The sequence below is a fragment of the Pseudomonas sp. AC112 genome (genome assembly GCF_979253545.1).
The window spans coordinates 229780-245660 of record NZ_CEEDCM010000001.1 but is presented as its reverse complement, the minus strand read 5'-3'; the positions used below and the strand labels follow the sequence as shown (position 1 = coordinate 245660).

14 protein-coding genes and 1 pseudogene are annotated in these 15881 nt (G+C 62.9%); 10 read left to right on the top strand and 5 right to left on the bottom strand.

Annotated features, from left to right (window positions below; all coding sequences use genetic code 11):
• The 3 genes and pseudogenes from AC0IYN_RS01230 (at position 1) to AC0IYN_RS01220 (ending at position 2744) form a co-directional block, all read left to right on the top strand.
• On the top strand, positions 1 to 1023 hold the full coding sequence (locus tag AC0IYN_RS01230) for an amidohydrolase family protein (protein ID WP_457239143.1): 1023 nt from the start codon (positions 1 to 3) through the stop codon (positions 1021 to 1023).
• A gap of 95 nt (positions 1024 to 1118) precedes the next feature.
• A pseudogene (locus tag AC0IYN_RS01225) lies at positions 1119 to 1889 on the top strand (MCP four helix bundle domain-containing protein); the annotation flags it as partial.
• Positions 1881 to 2744, top strand: a complete 864-nt coding sequence (locus AC0IYN_RS01220) for a methyl-accepting chemotaxis protein (RefSeq protein WP_457233751.1) — start codon at positions 1881 to 1883, stop codon at positions 2742 to 2744. The pseudogene AC0IYN_RS01225 and the gene AC0IYN_RS01220, both read left to right, overlap by 9 nt.
• 170 nt (positions 2745 to 2914) lie before the next feature.
• Here the strand turns inward: AC0IYN_RS01220 and fabB are convergent, their stop codons facing one another.
• The 5 genes from fabB to AC0IYN_RS01195 form a co-directional block, all read right to left on the bottom strand.
• Positions 2915 to 4135 (bottom strand): beta-ketoacyl-ACP synthase I, encoded by a 1221-nt coding sequence (fabB, locus tag AC0IYN_RS01215; protein WP_016979549.1) that lies wholly within the window; start codon positions 4133 to 4135, stop codon positions 2915 to 2917.
• 11 nt (positions 4136 to 4146) lie between these two features.
• On the bottom strand, positions 4147 to 4662 hold the full coding sequence (gene fabA / locus AC0IYN_RS01210) for a 3-hydroxyacyl-[acyl-carrier-protein] dehydratase FabA (RefSeq protein WP_010211704.1): 516 nt from the start codon (positions 4660 to 4662) through the stop codon (positions 4147 to 4149).
• A 249-nt stretch (positions 4663 to 4911) separates the two neighbouring features.
• Positions 4912 to 6813 (bottom strand): ATP-binding protein, encoded by a 1902-nt coding sequence (locus AC0IYN_RS01205; protein ID WP_078047642.1) that lies wholly within the window; start codon positions 6811 to 6813, stop codon positions 4912 to 4914.
• The gene (locus AC0IYN_RS01200) at positions 6810 to 7739 is read right to left on the bottom strand and encodes an ABC transporter substrate-binding protein (RefSeq protein WP_406597735.1); all 930 of its coding nucleotides are present in this window, start codon (positions 7737 to 7739) and stop codon (positions 6810 to 6812) included. Before AC0IYN_RS01200 ends, AC0IYN_RS01205 begins: the two co-directional genes overlap by 4 nt.
• A 1-nt stretch (position 7740) precedes the next feature.
• Positions 7741 to 9861, bottom strand: a complete 2121-nt coding sequence (locus tag AC0IYN_RS01195; RefSeq protein ID WP_471840317.1) for a TonB-dependent receptor plug domain-containing protein — start codon at positions 9859 to 9861, stop codon at positions 7741 to 7743.
• A gap of 195 nt (positions 9862 to 10056) precedes the next feature.
• Here AC0IYN_RS01195 and AC0IYN_RS01190 point away from each other — a divergent pair, with 195 nt between their 5' ends.
• From AC0IYN_RS01190 to AC0IYN_RS01160, 7 genes are all read left to right on the top strand, one after another.
• The gene (locus AC0IYN_RS01190; protein WP_012723107.1) at positions 10057 to 11082 is read left to right on the top strand and encodes an NAD(P)H-dependent glycerol-3-phosphate dehydrogenase; all 1026 of its coding nucleotides are present in this window, start codon (positions 10057 to 10059) and stop codon (positions 11080 to 11082) included.
• Positions 11083 to 11092: 10 nt separating this feature from the next.
• A complete protein-coding gene (locus AC0IYN_RS01185) occupies positions 11093 to 11440 on the top strand; it encodes a DUF4389 domain-containing protein (RefSeq protein ID WP_017846785.1) in 348 nt (115 codons plus the stop codon).
• Positions 11437 to 11886, top strand: a complete 450-nt coding sequence (gene sixA, locus AC0IYN_RS01180; protein ID WP_457239142.1) for a phosphohistidine phosphatase SixA — start codon at positions 11437 to 11439, stop codon at positions 11884 to 11886. Before AC0IYN_RS01185 ends, sixA begins: the two co-directional genes overlap by 4 nt.
• 85 nt (positions 11887 to 11971) lie before the next feature.
• Complete coding sequence (locus AC0IYN_RS01175; protein ID WP_471840313.1) at positions 11972 to 13621, top strand: AMP-binding protein; 1650 nt, start codon at positions 11972 to 11974, stop codon at positions 13619 to 13621.
• A 30-nt stretch (positions 13622 to 13651) separates the two neighbouring features.
• Positions 13652 to 14095: a hotdog fold thioesterase gene (locus AC0IYN_RS01170; protein ID WP_471840311.1), complete on the top strand. Its 444-nt coding sequence runs from the start codon at positions 13652 to 13654 to the stop codon at positions 14093 to 14095.
• 97 nt (positions 14096 to 14192) lie between these two features.
• Complete coding sequence (locus tag AC0IYN_RS01165; protein WP_471840308.1) at positions 14193 to 14996, top strand: alpha/beta fold hydrolase; 804 nt, start codon at positions 14193 to 14195, stop codon at positions 14994 to 14996.
• A complete protein-coding gene (locus tag AC0IYN_RS01160; protein WP_406597741.1) occupies positions 14993 to 15847 on the top strand; it encodes an alpha/beta hydrolase in 855 nt (284 codons plus the stop codon). The genes AC0IYN_RS01165 and AC0IYN_RS01160 overlap by 4 nt, the downstream gene beginning before the upstream one ends.
• The last annotated feature ends 34 nt before the right edge of the window (positions 15848 to 15881 follow it).

Here is a 15881-nt window from a genome sequence, read left to right as displayed (position 1 = left end):
GTGCCCTGGACCCGACTGAGCCTTGCCCTGTTGCTCGCCGCCAGCAGCCTTGCCGCGCAGGCCCGCGACTATGCCTACAGCGATGCGCACCTGCATTACGTCGATTTCTTCCAGGAAACCGCCGGCATGGACAAGCTGCTCAAGGCGATGGCTGACAACCGCATCGAGCACGTGATGATTTCCGGCATTCCGGTCGCAAAGAAATGGCACGAAGACGAACCCAAGCGCCCGCGCTATTACGCCGGTGACGATGCCGATGCCTACTGGTACAGCGCCACCGACGTGATCGTGGCCGCAGCGGTCAACAAACTGACCCCTGAGCAGCGTCCGCGCTTTCATCCGTTTCTGTCCGGCTTCAACCCCAACGACAAGAATTCCGCGGCCCATATCCAGCGCATGCTCGACCTCAACCCGGGGCTGTGGCAGGGCATCGGCGAAGTCTTCACCCGCCATGACGACCTCACGGCCATCACCGCCGGCGACACCCCGCGCGCCAATAACGAAGCCATGACCCGCATTTATCACTTGGCGGCGGAAAACGACCTGCCCGTGATGCTGCACTCCAACATCACCTCCAAGCGCGAGCGCAACCCGCTGTACCTGGCCGAGGTCGAGCAGCCCCTGCGCAACCATCCCCATACCCGCTTCATTTGGGCCCATGCCGGCACCAGCAAGGAAATCCACCGCCATCAGGTGCAGATGGACTTTTTGCTGCCGACCTTGAGCCGACTGCTTGAGGCTTACCCCAACCTGTACATCGACCTGTCCTGGAGCATGCTCACGCCGTATTTGCTGGATGACGCAGGGCAGCCGCGCCCGGAGTGGGTCAAGCTGGTGGAGCGCTTCCCGGAGCGGTTTATGCTGGGCTCGGACGTTGTAGGGCGGTTCAACAAGCTCGGTAAGGAAATGCGCCGCTTCGACCCGTTCCTGGATGCCCTGCCGGAGGACGTCGCCCGCAAAGTCGCACGGGACAACTTTTTGGCAATCCTGCCTAAAGCGCCGCGCGATGGTGTAGCACGTTGATATCGCGTTTTCGTCTTACGCAAAGCGAGCAATAGGCCGATACCTTTCAAGAGCCAGCTGCAAATGGATGCAGCGCATTTGGAAGGAGCCAAGGCATGAGTATCAGAAGTCTGAATATCGCCCCGCGCGCGGGCTTGGGGTTTGGCCTATTGGCGTTGATGGTATTTGCCCTGGGCGGCTTTGCCCTGTTGCAGATGGCCAATATGCGCCAGCAATCGGACCAGGTGGAGAACAACTGGCTGCCCAGCGTGATGGCGGTGGGGGAGATGAGTCAGGATTTGCTGCGTGTTCGGGCGCTGACCTTGCGCCTGCTGGTCAACCGCGATCCCCAGGCGCTGGCGCAGAACGAACAGAAACTGGGCGACCTGAAAAGCGGCCTGCATCATGCGCAGACCCTCTACGAGGCGCTGATTGTGCTGCCGGAGGAGCGCACGTTGTTTGATCGCTTCAAGGCCCAGGAGCAGCAATACCTGCAACGCCAGGAGCAGGTCATGGGGTTTTCCAAGGCCAACCAGCTGGAAGACGCGATCAGGGTGGTCAATGGCGAGATGAACCAGATCGCCGATGAAATGGCCGCGACCCTGCATGAACTGGTCAACCTCAACAAAGCCAACGCCAACCAGGCGGCCAGCCTGGCGCAGAGCGTGTTCAGCCAGTCGCGCAGTTGGGTGGTCGGCATGATCGTGCTCACGGCGCTGATCACCATCGGCCTGGCGGTGTGGCTGACGCGCAGCATCGTGCTGCCCCTGGCGCAGTCGTTGAAAGTGGCCCAGGGCGTGGCCAGTGGCGATCTGACGGGTGAGATCAGCGTCAGTGGCAACGACGAGCCGGCGCGCCTGCAGCAGGCGCTCAAGGGCATGCAGGAGAACTTGCGCGACACCATCCGGCGTATCTCCGAGTCTTCCAACCAGTTGGCGTCAGCCTCGGAAGAACTCAGTTGCGTGACCGAAGACGCCACCCGTGGCTTGCACCAGCAGAATCAGGAAATCGAGCAGGCCGCCACGGCGGTCAATCAGATGACCGCTGCGGTGGAGGAGGTGGCAAGCAACGCAGTGGCCACGTCCCAGGCGTCCCGCGAGTCTGACCGCATTGCCCAGCACGGACGCGAGCAGGTGCATCAGACGGTGGTGTCGATCGAGGCGCTGGCCACTGACGTGACCGACAACGTGACGCAGGTCGAGGACCTGGCGCAAAAGGTCTATGGCATCAGCAAGGTGCTCGACGTGATCCGCTCGATTGCCGAGCAGACCAACCTGCTGGCGCTGAATGCCGCCATTGAAGCCGCACGCGCCGGGGATGCCGGGCGTGGCTTTGCGGTGGTTGCCGATGAAGTGCGCGCCCTGGCCCATCGTACCCAGCAGTCGACCCAGGAAATCGAGCAGATGATCAGCGGCATTCAGCAGGGCACCGATCAGGCGGTCAGCTCGATGCAGCAGAGCAATACGCGGGCGCGTTCGACCTTGGATATCGCCAAGTCGGCAGGCACGGCGCTGGAGGAAATTGCGTCGGCGTTCACCTTGATCAACGAGCGCAACCTGGTCATCGCCAGCGCATCCGAGCAACAGGCGGCGGTGGCGCGGGAGGTGGATCGCAACTTGATGAACATCCGCGACCTGGCGCATCAGACATCGACCGGGGCGAATCAGACCAGTGCGGCGAGCCAGGAGTTGTCGCGGTTGGCGGTGGACCTGAACACGATGGTGGCGCGATTTTCGGTGTAGGGCCGGGTACCGAGTTGGCGCTATCGCAGGCAGGCCAGCTCCCACAGGGGAATGCATTTCAAATGTGGGAGCTGGCTTGCCTGCGATGAAGGCGACTCGGTCTTAAATCCATTACCCACAAAAAAGCCCCGAACCAGTCGGGGCTTTTTCATGCAATCAAGCTACAGGTCTTACTGACCCTGCCAGCGTTTCAGCACCAGGGTAGCGTTAGTGCCACCGAAGCCGAAGCTGTTGCTCATCACGGTGTCGATTTTTGCATTCTCGACGGTCTTGGTCAGGATCGGCATGTCAGCCACAACCGGATCAATCTCGTCGATGTTGGCCGAACCGGCCATGAAGTTGCCTTCCATCATCAGCAGGCAGTAGATCGCTTCGTGAACGCCGGCGGCGCCCAGGGAGTGACCGGACAGGCTCTTGGTGGAGCTGATGGCCGGGGCCTTGTCGCCGAATACCGCACGCACGCCTTCCATTTCCTTGGCGTCGCCGACTGGAGTCGAGGTGCCGTGGGTGTTCAGGTAGTCGATTGGGGTATCCACAGTGGACATGGCCATCTGCATGCAACGGATGGCGCCTTCACCGCTAGGGGCAACCATGTCGTAGCCGTCGGAGGTCGCGCCGTAGCCGACGATTTCCGCGTAGATCTTGGCACCACGGGCCAGAGCGTGTTCCAGCTCCTCGACCACCACCATGCCGCCACCGCCGGCGATGACGAAACCGTCACGCTTGGCGTCGTAGGCGCGGGAGGCCTTTTCCGGGGTTTCGTTGTACTGGGTGGACAGCGCGCCCATGGCGTCGAACAGGAACGACTGGCTCCAATGCTCTTCTTCACCGCCGCCGGCGAAGACGATGTCCTGCTTGCCCAGCTGGATCTGCTCGACGGCAGTACCGATGCAGTGAGCACTGGTGGCGCACGCGGAGGAGATCGAGTAGTTCACGCCCTTGATCTGGAACGGCGTGGCCAGGCAGGCCGAGACGGTGCTGCCCATGGTCCGTGTAACACGGTACGGGCCAACGCGCTTCACGCCTTTTTCGCGCAGGATGTCCAGCGCTTCCATCTGGTTGAGGGTCGATGCGCCGCCGGAGCCGGCGATCAGGCCAGTGCGTACGTTCGATACCTGGTCTTCGCTCAGGCCGGAGTCGGCGATCGCGTCTTTCATCGCCAGGTAGGCGTAGGCGGCAGCGTGGCCGACGAAGCGATAGATCTTGCGATCGATCAGTTCTTCGAGGGGCAGGTCGATGGAGCCGGAAACCTGGCTACGCAGACCCATTTCGGCATATTCCGGGTTGAAGCGGATGCCAGGGCGACTTGCACGCAGGTTAGCGGTGACGGTCTCTTTGTCATTGCCCAGGCAAGAAACAATGCCCAGACCAGTGATAACGACGCGGCGCATGCGGATAACCCTTAAAAGTTGTCAGTGGAAGTGAATACGCCGACCCGAAGGCCTTCGGCAGTATAGATCTCGCGACCGTCGACGCTCACCGAACCATCGGCGATGGCGAGGTTCAGCTTGCCCTTGAGGACGCGCTTGATCTGAATGTTGTAGGTGACTTTCTTGGCGGTCGGCAGGACCTGGCCAAAGAACTTCACTTCGCCCGAACCCAGGGCGCGACCGCGACCCGGCAGGCCTTGCCAGCCGAGGAAGAAACCGACCAGTTGCCACATGGCGTCAAGGCCCAGGCAACCTGGCATCACAGGGTCGCCTTCAAAATGGCAGGCGAAGAACCACAGGTCCGGGGTGATATCCAGCTCGGCGACCAATTCACCTTTGCCGTACTTGCCACCCTCTTCGCTGATATGGGTGATGCGATCCACCATCAGCATGTTCGGGGCGGGCAGTTGCGCGTTACCTGGGCCGAACAGCTCACCGCGACTGCAGCGCAGCAGGTCTTCCCGAGTAAAGGCGTTTTGTTTGGTCATGCGAGCTCCTCAATAATCCCATGCGGCAGGGTAGGGCAAATCTTCCCGAACCGAATGAAGCGTTCATGCCTCATGTCGGCAGCCTACACATAGACTATTGCGTTGTAGTGAAAGTCACAGCGGCAAGGCACTGAATGTACACTTGTTCACTGAAATTTTAAACCGGGCCTGTTTATAGGCCCGTTCGGGTGCCTAAGACTGCCGCACTTTCGTCTTTCACGCCAGTCGGAGTTGGCTGATGGCGCGGCGCTATTGCACCCAGCGTTGCAGGATTTGCTGCAAATCCGTGCGTTTGAACGGCTTGGCCAGGTAATCGTTCATTCCTGCTGCCAAACAGGCTTCCCGGTCACCCTGCAACGCGTTGGCGGTGAGGGCGATGATCGGCAGGTCGGCGCAGCCCGGCAGTTGGCGAATCTGCCGGGTGGCCTCATAGCCATCGATCAACGGCAACCGGCAATCCATCAGGATTACCGTGAAAATCAGGCTCTCGGCGCTGCGGATCGCCTCGGCGCCGTCAGCGGCCAGGCTCACTTCAAAACCCAGGCTGCGCAGCATGGCTTCGACCACGGTGCGGTTGACCGGGTTGTCTTCCACCAGCAGGACATGCCGGCCATTGCCGGCGCTGGCCTTGCCGTCGGCATCGCTGGCAATCGCCGGCACGCTGTGCTGGTCGATGGCCAGGGGGATTTCCAGGGTGAACACCGAACCACGGCCTTCTTCGCTCTGGGCGCGCAGGGTGCCGCCCATGCGTTCGGCCAGGGTGCGCGCGATGGGCAGGCCCAGGCCGGTGCCGCCGTAACGTCTTGAAATGGAACTGTCGGCCTGCTGGAACGCGTCGAACATCAATTCCAGGCGTTCGGTGGAAATCCCGATGCCGCTGTCACGCACGGTGCAGGTGAACCACACCAGTTCATGGTCGAGGGTCTGCCAGTGCGGCTCCACGCTGACGCTGCCGTGTTCGGTGAACTTCAAGGCATTGCCGATCAGGTTCACCAGGATCTGGCGGATCCGCGTCGGGTCACCCTGCACCCGCAAGGCGTCCATCCCGGGCGGGATCGACAGCTGCAGCGCCAACCCGCGCTGCTGGGCGCTGTGCTGGAACGCCTGGGCGCAGCTGTTGATCAGGTCCGCGAGGTTGAATGGAATGTGCTCCAACTCCAGGGCGGCGCGTTCGATCCGCGAGAAGTCGAGAATGTCGTTGATGACCTTGAGCAAATGCTCGGTGGATTCGGAGGCCAGCGCCGCGTACTCGGTCTGCTCCTCGGTCATCTCGGTGGTTTCCAGCAACTGCAACATGCCGAGCACGCCGTTCATGGGCGTGCGCAACTCATGGCTCATCATCGCCAGGAAATCCGACTTGGCGTTGTTGGCGCGCTCAGCCTCTTCGCGGGTCTGGATCAACTGGGCCATGGCTTGTTGCTGTTCGCGACTGGCCTGGTTGAGGCCCTCGGCGAGGTTGTTGATATGCCGTGACAGGTCGCCCAGTTCCGAGTCATCCACGATGGGCAGTGGGGTCTTGTAGTCGCCTTGCTGGATGGCCTTCACTGCGTGGCCCATGGCGCTGATCGGCTGCGACAGGCTGGCGGCCAGGCGCCTGGCGAGCAGGAAGGTAAACAGCAGGGCGAACAGCGCGAGGATGCCGGCCTTGAACAGGATCTCCTGCTGGCGCTGGCTGAACGCGTCGTTGGACATGCCGACGATCACCCGGCCCAGGTAGTCCGCGCGCGGCGCCTTGGGTTCGTTGAGGTTGTCCTGGAAGAAGTCATTGCCCAACTGGATGTGTTGCAGGCGGATCGGCGCCTGGAACACTTTGACCGACAGCGAGCGGTCATGTTTTTCCGACGGTTGCTCGACATACACCAGGATGTTCTCGCTGCTGTCCTGGATCTCCAGGAAGCGCACGTGGGGCGTGGCCAGCGTGGCGCGCAGCAGGCTGTCGAGTACATCATTGTTGCCGGAGATCACCCCGTACTCGGTGGCGGGCGCCAGTTGGTTGGCGATCAGCTGGCCGGTGTGGTCCAGTTCCTGGCGCAGGTCCTGGATACGCACGAAGGTGAAGAAGCTGATCAACAGCAACGTCAGCAACAGCGCCGGGCCCAGGGTGATGAGCTGGGTGCGGGTGTTGATGTCCCAACGACGACGCAAGGTCATGGGCGTTTTTCTCCTTCGGCCAATCGGGTGGCGACGCTGGCTTCGTCCACCTGTTCGATCCCCAGTGAGCGGGCGACTTGCGGGTTGCCCACGACTTTGAAGCGTTCCGGGTACAGCGAGCGCGGCCAGTTGGCCGGTGGATGGTCGAGCAGGCGGTCGAGCACCGTCAGCCAGTCGGCCTGGTCGCTGTAGGTGCTGGCCAGGCTGCCGGCGCGCACAAAGCCCGCGTTCGGGCCCACCAGCGGCAATTGCTGGGCGTAGCTGCTCAGCAACAGGTTCTTCGCGGTCTTGGGGTTGTACAACTGCGGGTCGTCGAGGCCGAGCAGCACGTCACTGTTGCGAAACAGGGTTTGCAGCGGCCGACTGTCATTAATGTTGCCCCAGAGCTGCGGCACGATCTCCAGGCCCAGGGGCGTGGCGTGCTGCTGCAGTTCGGGCAGGAGGAATTCACTGTCGGCGCCGTAAAGCACGCCGATGCGCCGCGCCTGGGGCAGGATGCTCGCGATCAGGCGCAGTTGGCGCTCCAGCGGCGGGTCGCTCCACAGCAGGCTGATGCGTGGGTGCTGGGTGCTGCCCAGGCGCTGGTGGGCCTGCAGCCGGCTGATGCGCAGCACCAGCGTCGGCGGGCCCTGGGTGTCCTGCAAGCGCCAGTCGAGGCCCGGCAGGTCGAGCAGGATCAGCCGCGTGTTGGCCGGCAGGCGGCTGGGGGCCGGCATGTCTTTGAGCGGTGTGAAGGTAACGTGGTCTTCGGGGCGTTGCTGGGCCAGGGCCTGGGCGAAGGCCTGCACACCGGCGCCGTCTTCGGCGGCGGTCAGCAGGATATCGGCGCTCCAGGCTGGCGCGCTGAATAGCAGGCACGCGAGCAACACCGCGCGTCGCCAGCGCCGAGTGATAAAGAAGCAGGTCATCCGTGACGAGTCGCCCATGTCAGAACTCTAACTCCGCGCTGAAGTAGAGCACATGGCGATGGTCATAATTGTTATCGGCCCAGGTGGTGGGCTGGTTATCCAGGCGTTCCTGCAACATGCCGGCCAGCTCCACGTTGGCTTTGCCCAGGGCAATGCGCTTGGCCACCCGCAGGTCGACCCGTTCGAAGCGATATTGGTTGAGTGCGTCATCGCCATAGTAGAACAGCGCGCTGGACCAACCCTGGCCCCACTCACGCAACCAGCCGGCGGAGCCACTGTTGCGCGCGGTCTGCGCTTTGTCCAGCGGGTTGCTGCTGGTGGCGTCGACGTAAGCATAGGTGAGCCGCAGGCGGTCGGCGTTGCTCACGCGCCAGTCGAACTGGGATTCGGCGCCGGTGAACCGCGAACTGTTGGCGTTGCTGGCAATGTATTGGTTATTGCGCAGCGGCGAGCTGATCATGTCGGTGATCTCGTCATAGAACAGTTTCACGTCCATGTTCAGCCCGATGTCGGCAAAGAAGCCGTTGTACCCCAGTTCCCGCGATTTCATCATCTCTTTATCGAGGTTGCCCGGGCCCCGGGTCTTTACGAAGTATTGCCCGGTGGTCTGCCCATAGGCGGGAGAGCTGAGGCTGGTGACGCGGTAGCTCCAGTTGACGTTGTTCTCGAACATGTCCGGTGAGCGGATTGCTTCGGAGTACACCGCGCGCAGGCCGTGGCGCGGGTTGATCAGGTAGTTGACCGCCACCCGGGGCGTCAGCGAGTTGCCGCTCAGGTGAGTGTCTTCATACATGGCGCCGCCTTGCAGCAGCCAATGCTCGCTGGCGCGCCACTCCAACTGGCCGAACAGGCGCCAGGTGGTGTCGTCCAGGGTGCCGTTGAAGTAGGTGTCGGAGTCGGCGCGGTCGTAGCGGTAGTTCATGCCGCTGACCAGGCGCAGGCTGTCGGACAGGCTGAGGGTGTCTTGAATCTCCAGGTCGTAGCGGCTTTCGCGGGTGCTCTGGTCGATGTCACCGCACACGCTTTGGCTGGCACCGTCGCGCCACTGTTGCAGCACCTGGTTGGCCAGCGCTTGCTCGGCGGCGCTGCCGGGTGGTGCGCTGCCCTGGCTGTAGGTGTCCATGTGCCGGGCGAGCACTTCGGCGTAGTTGGGGTTTATCTGCCACAGCTGGGTCAGCTCGGGGCTGAATGACACCTTGGCGTCACAGGCCTTCCAGATTTGGCGGCGGTCCCACTGTTGCGCCGAGCCTTGGATATACAGGCTGTGGTCTGGGTTGAAGTCGAAGTTCCAGCGCAGGGAGCCGGCGTAGTCCTTGGCGGTGACGTCGGAATTATTGCCGCCTTCGGTAATCCCGGCAAATACCGGGCTGTAGGTATAAGGGCGTTGGTTGGTGCCTTCCTTCGCATCCAGCTGCAAGTCGATGCTTTGTTGCGTGTTCAGCGTTTGGCTGATCGCCAGGCTGAAGCGGTTCAGACGCCGGCTATCACGGCGGTCGGCGCCTGCGGCATCGCTGTCGAAGCCGTCGTCCTGTTGCCCTGAGAGGGACAGGCGCAAGTCGCCGGTTTCCCAGCCCGCGCCCTGGCTGGCGTAAAAATCATTGATGCCGCGTTCGCCGCGTACCACCTTGACCCGCGTGCCGTGGCTGTTGGCCGGCGAGCGCGTAAGAATGTTGACCACTGCCATCAAGGCATTGGCGCCGTAGCTGACGGTATTGGGGCCACGGAACACTTCGATGCGCTCGATATCCTCCATGGCCACCGGAATGTCGCTCCAGTCCACAGTGGCCAGGCCGGCGCGGTACACCGAGCGGCCATCGATCAACACCTGCATGCGCCGCGCATCGCTGGCACTGGTGCCGTGGTAGTTCACTGCCGCCTGGTTGCCGGTGGTGTAGCCGACCATCATCCCCGGCACCAGGCGCAGCAACTCACTGATGTCCCGTGCACCGCTGGCCTTGATCAGCTCGCTGTCGATCACGGTCATGCTGCCGGGCACGGCGGCGGCCGATTGCTTGAGGCGCGTGGCAGTCAACACCTGGGGCAGCGGCTGGCTGTCGAGGAACAGGTCGTCGGCCAGCGCCGGTGCGCTGCACAACAACATCAACCAGAGGGATGAGCGAGGAGGAGGGCCCAAATACACGGCACGGCCTTGATAATTGCGGATAGCCGCCCATGTTAACTGAGGTGGGGCCTTTTGCCAGTCGCCGGACTTGCAATTACTTCATGTAAACCTGGCATTTTCCGACAAACGCACGAATTGATACGGGGGCTGGCCGCAAGCGGGTCGGCCCGTATAATGCGGGCATCGCCACTGGTATGGATTAACGGATTGCATATGACTGAACAGCGCCCTATCGCGGTCCTGGGAGGCGGAAGTTTTGGTACCGCCGTGGCAAACCTGCTGGCCGAGAACGGTCACGCTGTGCGCCAGTGGATGCGCGATCCCGAACAGGCCGAGGCCATCCGGGTGCACCGGGAAAATCCGCGTTACCTCAAAGGCATCAAGATTCATCCGGCCGTCGAGCCTGTTACCGACCTGCTGGAAACTCTCACCGCCTGCGACCTGTGCTTCGTCGCGCTGCCTTCCAGCGCCTTGCGCTCGGTGCTGGCGCCCCACGCCGAGCGTCTGGCCGGCAAGTTGCTGGTCAGCCTGACCAAGGGCATCGAAGCGCAAACCTTCAAGCTGATGAGCGAAATTCTCGAAGAGATCGCGCCCCAGGCGCGCATTGGCGTGCTGTCCGGGCCGAACCTGGCGCGGGAAGTCGCCGAGCACGCGCTGACCGCCACAGTGGTGGCCAGTGAAGACGAGGAATTATGCGAGCGCGTCCAGGCGGTGCTGCATGGCCGTACCTTCCGGGTCTACGCCAGCAGCGACCGCTTTGGCGTCGAGCTGGGCGGTGCGCTGAAAAACGTCTATGCGATCATCGCCGGCATGGCCGTGGCGCTGGGCATGGGCGAAAACACCAAGAGCATGCTGATCACCCGTGCCTTGGCCGAGATGACCCGCTTTGCAGTGAACCAGGGCGCCAACCCGATGACGTTCCTGGGGCTGGCGGGCGTGGGCGACTTGATCGTCACCTGCTCCTCGCCGAAAAGCCGCAACTACCAGGTGGGGTTCGCCCTCGGCCAGGGCTTGAGCCTGGAAGACGCGGTCACGCGCCTGGGCGAAGTGGCCGAAGGCGTCAACACCCTCAAGGTACTCAAGGCCAAGGCCCAGGAAGTCGGTGTGTATATGCCGCTGGTCGCCGGGTTGCACGCGATCCTGTTTGAAGGGCGCACCTTGAACCAGGTGATCGAGTTGCTGATGCGCGCCGAGCCGAAAACCGATGTCGACTTTATTTCCACCAGTGGTTTCAACTGAGGAACGCGTCATGAACGATCCGAAAGCAGCCCCCAAGTACGAATCCATTGCCTTGCGCATCCTCTGGATGCTGGTGTTTGCCCTGGTGTGGCAGGTGGCGCAGTTCCTGCTCGGTGCACTGGTGGTGGTGCAGTTGATCTACCGCCTCGTCTACGGCGCCCCGAACTTGGGCCTGATGAACTTCGGCGACAGCCTCAGCCAGTTCCTCGCACAGATCGGCCGTTTCGGCAGCTTCCACACCGAACAGAAGCCCTGGCCGTTCGCCGACTGGCCGACCCCGCGCGCGCCCGAGGGCGAAGCCGCCCACAGCGTGCCGCCCGCGCCACACCCGGTGCGTGACGAGGAGCCGAAGCTGTGAAGCTGTGGATCCTGCGCCACGGTGAGGCCGAAGGGCATGCGCGTACCGACGCCGAACGCAACCTCACCGAGCATGGCCGCGCCGAAGTGTTGCGCAGTGCTGCGCACCTGATTGGCCAGCCCCTCAGCGCGATCATCGCCAGCCCCTATGTGCGGGCGCAACAGACCGCACACCTGGTGCGTGAGGCCTTGGGCTTTGAGCCTGAGATTCGCACAGTGCCGTGGCTGACACCGGAGGGCAACCCGCAGCGGGTCCTGCAAAACCTCGACACCGATGACAACGTGCTGCTGGTCAGCCATCAACCGTTGGTGGGCAGCCTGATCAGCTTCCTGCAGCATGGTCATCAGCGCCAGCCGCAGCCGATGCACACCGCCAGCCTGGCGGAGCTGGAGGGAGATTTCCCGCTGGCAGGGCTGATGAACCTGGTCAGTGTGAAGAATCCGTAGGCGTTATCGCTGCTTTGTGTGTGCTATATAGTCAACCGAGCAAGTGCTTGGTTGGCTATCATCGGACCACAAAGGAGCGCGTCCCATGCCCGTCGCTTTTCGTTTGCCGTTGCAGGTCTTCTTCGAACGTGAAGCGCGACATCCGCGCCAGACCTTTCTGGTCCAGCCCGTCGGCGGCGGCCAGGTACAACGCCTCACCTGGAGCGAGGCCGGCCACCAGGCCCGCTGCGCCGCGCATTGGCTACGCGCCCGGGAGTTGCCCCAGGGCTCGCACATTGCCCTGATCTCGAAAAACTGCGCCCACTGGATCATCGCCGACCTGGCGATCTGGATGGCCGGGCATGTCTCGGTGCCGCTGTACCCCAACCTCACCGCCGACTCCGTTGCCCATGTGCTGACCCATTCCGAGGCGGCGCTGGTGTTTATCGGCAAGCTTGACGACTGGCCAGCCATGGCGCCCGGCGTACCATCCGATGTCCCGACCATCAGCTTGCCACTGTGCCCGCCGGGCGCATTCGATTTCACCTGGGCCGACCTGCAAGCCAGCTCGCCGATCCAAGACAATCCTCAGCCGGCTGCCGCAGACCTGGCCACCATCATCTATACCTCCGGCACCACCGGTTTGCCCAAAGGCGTGATGCACAGCTTCGGCGCGCTGGGGTTTGCCGCCACCCGAGGCACCGAGTTATTCGGGTTGGGGGAGGGCGACCGGCTGCTGTCGTACCTGCCGTTGTGTCACGTGGCAGAACGGATGTTTGTGGAAATGGCTGCAATCTACACCGGGCAGACGGTGTTTTTCGCCGAAAGCCTGGATACCTTTCTGACTGATCTGCGTAGGGCGCGTCCGACCGCACTGTTTGGCGTGCCGCGTATCTGGACCAAATTCCAGATGGGCGTCTACGCCAAGATTCCGGAAAAGCGCCTGGACTTCCTGCTGCGCCTGCCCTTGATCGGCAAGCGCGTGGGCCACAAGGTACTCGCCGGCCTGGGCCTGGACGCGTTACGCATCGCGCTGTCCGGGGCGGCGCCAGTGCCCGAGGCGCTGCTGCGCTGGTACCAGCGCCTGGGCCTGGATGTGCTGGAGGTGTACGGCATGACCGAGAGCTGTGGCTACTCCCACGTGTGCCGTCCCGGCCAGCAGACCCTCGGCTGGATCGGCCTGCCGTGCCCCGGTGTGGAAGTGCACATCGACCCCTCGGGCGAAGTCCAGGTGCGCAGCGGCGCGACCATGCTCGGCTATTACAAGGACCCGCAGAAAACCGCCGAGACGATCACCGCCGATGGCTTCCTGCGTACCGGTGACAAGGGCGAGCAGGATGCCGATGGCCGGCTGCGCCTGACCGGGCGGCTCAAGGAAATCTTCAAGACCAGCAAAGGCAAATACGTCGCTCCCGCGCCGATTGAAAACCGCCTGGCCGAACATGCGCGCATCGAGCAGGTGTGCGTGGTGGGCGATGGCCTCACCGCGCCGATTGGGCTGTGCGTGTTATCGGCGGTAAACGAGGACCCGCACGCACTGCGTGGCAGCCTTGAACGCTGGCTGGAACAGGTCAACCAGGCGCTGGATAAACATGAACGCCTGCGCCAGTTGGTGGTGGTGAAAGACAACTGGGCAGTGGAAAACGGCTTCCTGACCCCGACCCTGAAGATCAAGCGCAACGTGATCGAATCGACTTACGGTGCACATTTCCAAGCCTGGAGCGAGCGCTCCGAATCCGTTCTGTGGCAGGATTAGGCTCATCATAAAACCAAAAAGGACAACGGCATGAGCCTGTGGCGCACTCAACCGAATATCGATCAACTCAATGCGATGCAGAAAAACACCATCGGTGAACTGCTGGACATTCGCTTTGAAAGCTTTGACGACGACTCCCTGACGGCCAGCGTGGTGGTCGACCATCGCACCCACCAGCCCTACGGCTTGTTGCATGGCGGTGCGTCGGTGGTGCTGGCCGAAAGCGTGGGCTCGATGGCCGCCTACCTGTGCATCGATGCCAGCAAGTTCTATTGCGTGGGGCTGGAGGTCAACGCCAACCACCTGCGCGGTGTGCGCAGCGGGCGCGTGACGGCGGTGGCCAAGGCGATCCACATCGGCCGCACCACCCAGGTCTGGGACATCCGCCTGACCAGCGACGAGGGCAAGGCCAGTTGCGTCTCGCGGCTGACCATGGCCGTGGTGCCGCTGGGCGAGAACCCCCCGGCGCGATAGGCGTGGCGTGAGTGTCATCATTCCTGGCAGTTACAGTCATTGCTGTGCCGGCCAGGCATGGTGACAATCAATCTCTGTTTTTGTAGATGGATCCGGTATGTCGCAGCACGTGTTTTTTGCCCACGCCAATGGCTTCCCCTCGGCCACCTACGGCAAGTTGTTTGCCGCGCTGGCCCCGGAGTACGCGGTGGCTCACCTGCCACAGCACGGTCACGACCCCCGGTTCCCGGTGGACGATAACTGGCAGAACCTGGTGGACGAGCTGATCCACCACCTGGAGCAACAACCGGAACCGGTGTGGGGCGTGGGCCATTCCCTCGGCGGCGTGTTGCACCTGCACGCGGCCATGCGCTGCCCGCAGCTGTATCGCGGGGTGGTCATGCTCGATTCGCCGGTGCTGACCCGTGCCGACCGCTGGGTGATCCGCGCGGCCAAGCGCTTCGGCTTTATCGACCGCCTGACCCCGGCCGGGCGCACCCTGGGACGCCGCGAAGAGTTCAGCGACCTGGACGCGGCGCGCAGCTATTTCTCCGGCAAAACCCTGTTCCGTGGCTTTGACCCCGAATGCTTCGACGCTTACCTGCAACACGGCCTGCACCAGGTCGGTGACCGCCTGCGCCTGCGCTTCGACCCGGCCACCGAAATCAGCATCTACCGTGGCGTGCCCCACACCAGCCCCGGTCAGGTGCGCCAGTTGAAGGTGCCACTGGCGGTGGTGCGCGGCCGGCAGAGCCGGGTGGTGATGCGTCACCACGCCAGCGGCGTCGGGCGCCTGCCCATGGGCGAATTGCTCACCATGCCCGGCGGCCACATGTTTCCTCTTGAACGGCCCGAAGACACCGCGACCCTGATCAAGAACCTGTTCTCCCGCTGGGAAGCCCGCGAGTGCAACTGCGCATGAGCACCCCGGTCGAAGAAGTGCGCCTGAGCCTGCCCCATATCGAACTGGCGGCCCACCTGTTCGGGCCCGAGGACGGTTTGCCGGTGATCGCCCTGCATGGCTGGCTGGACAACGCCAACAGCTTTGCGCGACTAGCGCCAAAACTTCAGGGCTTGCGCATCGTTGCGCTGGATATGGCTGGGCATGGGCATTCGGCGCATCGTCCTACAGGTGCCGGTTATGCCCTGTGGGATTACGTCTTCGATGTGCTGCACGTCGCCGAGCAACTGGGCTGGAAACGTTTTGCATTACTTGGCCACTCCCTCGGCGCCATCGTGTCGCTGGTGCTGGCCGGTGCGTTGCCGGAGCGCGTGACGCACCTGGGATTGATCGACGGTGTGATCCCGCCGACGGCCAGCGGCGAGAACGCCGCCGAGCGCCTGGGCATGGCCTTGCAGGCGCAGTTGAACCTGCAGGACAAACGCAAGCCGGTCTATAACACCCTGGACCGAGCGGTGGAGGCGCGCATGAAAGGCGTGGTGGCGGTCAGTCGTGAAGCCGCAGAACTGCTGGCCCAGCGCGGTTTGATGCCGGTGCCGGGCGGCTACACTTGGCGTTCCGACAGCCGCTTGACCCTGGCCTCGCCGGTGCGTCTGACCGATGAGCAAGCGATGGCCTTCGTGCGGCGGGTAAGTTGCCCTACGCAGTTAGTGGTGGCCGCCGACGGCATGCTGGCGAAACATTCCGAATTGCTTTCTCAGCTACCTTTTACGGTAACCACGCTGCCGGGTGGCCATCATTTACACCTGAATGACGAGCCCGGCGCGGTCCTTGTTGCAGACTGTTTCAATCGGTTCTTCTCCACGCCTTGACTTGGCGCGGTCAACTGCCGAGGCTGGGCGGATT

Coding starts and splice junctions, on each gene's coding strand:
- AC0IYN_RS01220 (WP_457233751.1), top strand. CDS start 1,881: ATGCAGGAGAACTTGCGCGACACCATCCGGCGTATCTCCGAGTCTTCC.
- fabB (WP_016979549.1), bottom strand. CDS start 4,135: ATGCGCCGCGTCGTTATCACTGGTCTGGGCATTGTTTCTTGCCTGGGC.
- fabA (WP_010211704.1), bottom strand. CDS start 4,662: ATGACCAAACAAAACGCCTTTACTCGGGAAGACCTGCTGCGCTGCAGT.
- AC0IYN_RS01205 (WP_078047642.1), bottom strand. CDS start 6,813: ATGACCTTGCGTCGTCGTTGGGACATCAACACCCGCACCCAGCTCATC.
- AC0IYN_RS01200 (WP_406597735.1), bottom strand. CDS start 7,739: ATGGGCGACTCGTCACGGATGACCTGCTTCTTTATCACTCGGCGCTGG.
- AC0IYN_RS01190 (WP_012723107.1), top strand. CDS start 10,057: ATGACTGAACAGCGCCCTATCGCGGTCCTGGGAGGCGGAAGTTTTGGT.
- AC0IYN_RS01185 (WP_017846785.1), top strand. CDS start 11,093: ATGAACGATCCGAAAGCAGCCCCCAAGTACGAATCCATTGCCTTGCGC.
- AC0IYN_RS01175 (WP_471840313.1), top strand. CDS start 11,972: ATGCCCGTCGCTTTTCGTTTGCCGTTGCAGGTCTTCTTCGAACGTGAA.
- AC0IYN_RS01170 (WP_471840311.1), top strand. CDS start 13,652: ATGAGCCTGTGGCGCACTCAACCGAATATCGATCAACTCAATGCGATG.
- AC0IYN_RS01165 (WP_471840308.1), top strand. CDS start 14,193: ATGTCGCAGCACGTGTTTTTTGCCCACGCCAATGGCTTCCCCTCGGCC.
- AC0IYN_RS01160 (WP_406597741.1), top strand. CDS start 14,993: ATGAGCACCCCGGTCGAAGAAGTGCGCCTGAGCCTGCCCCATATCGAA.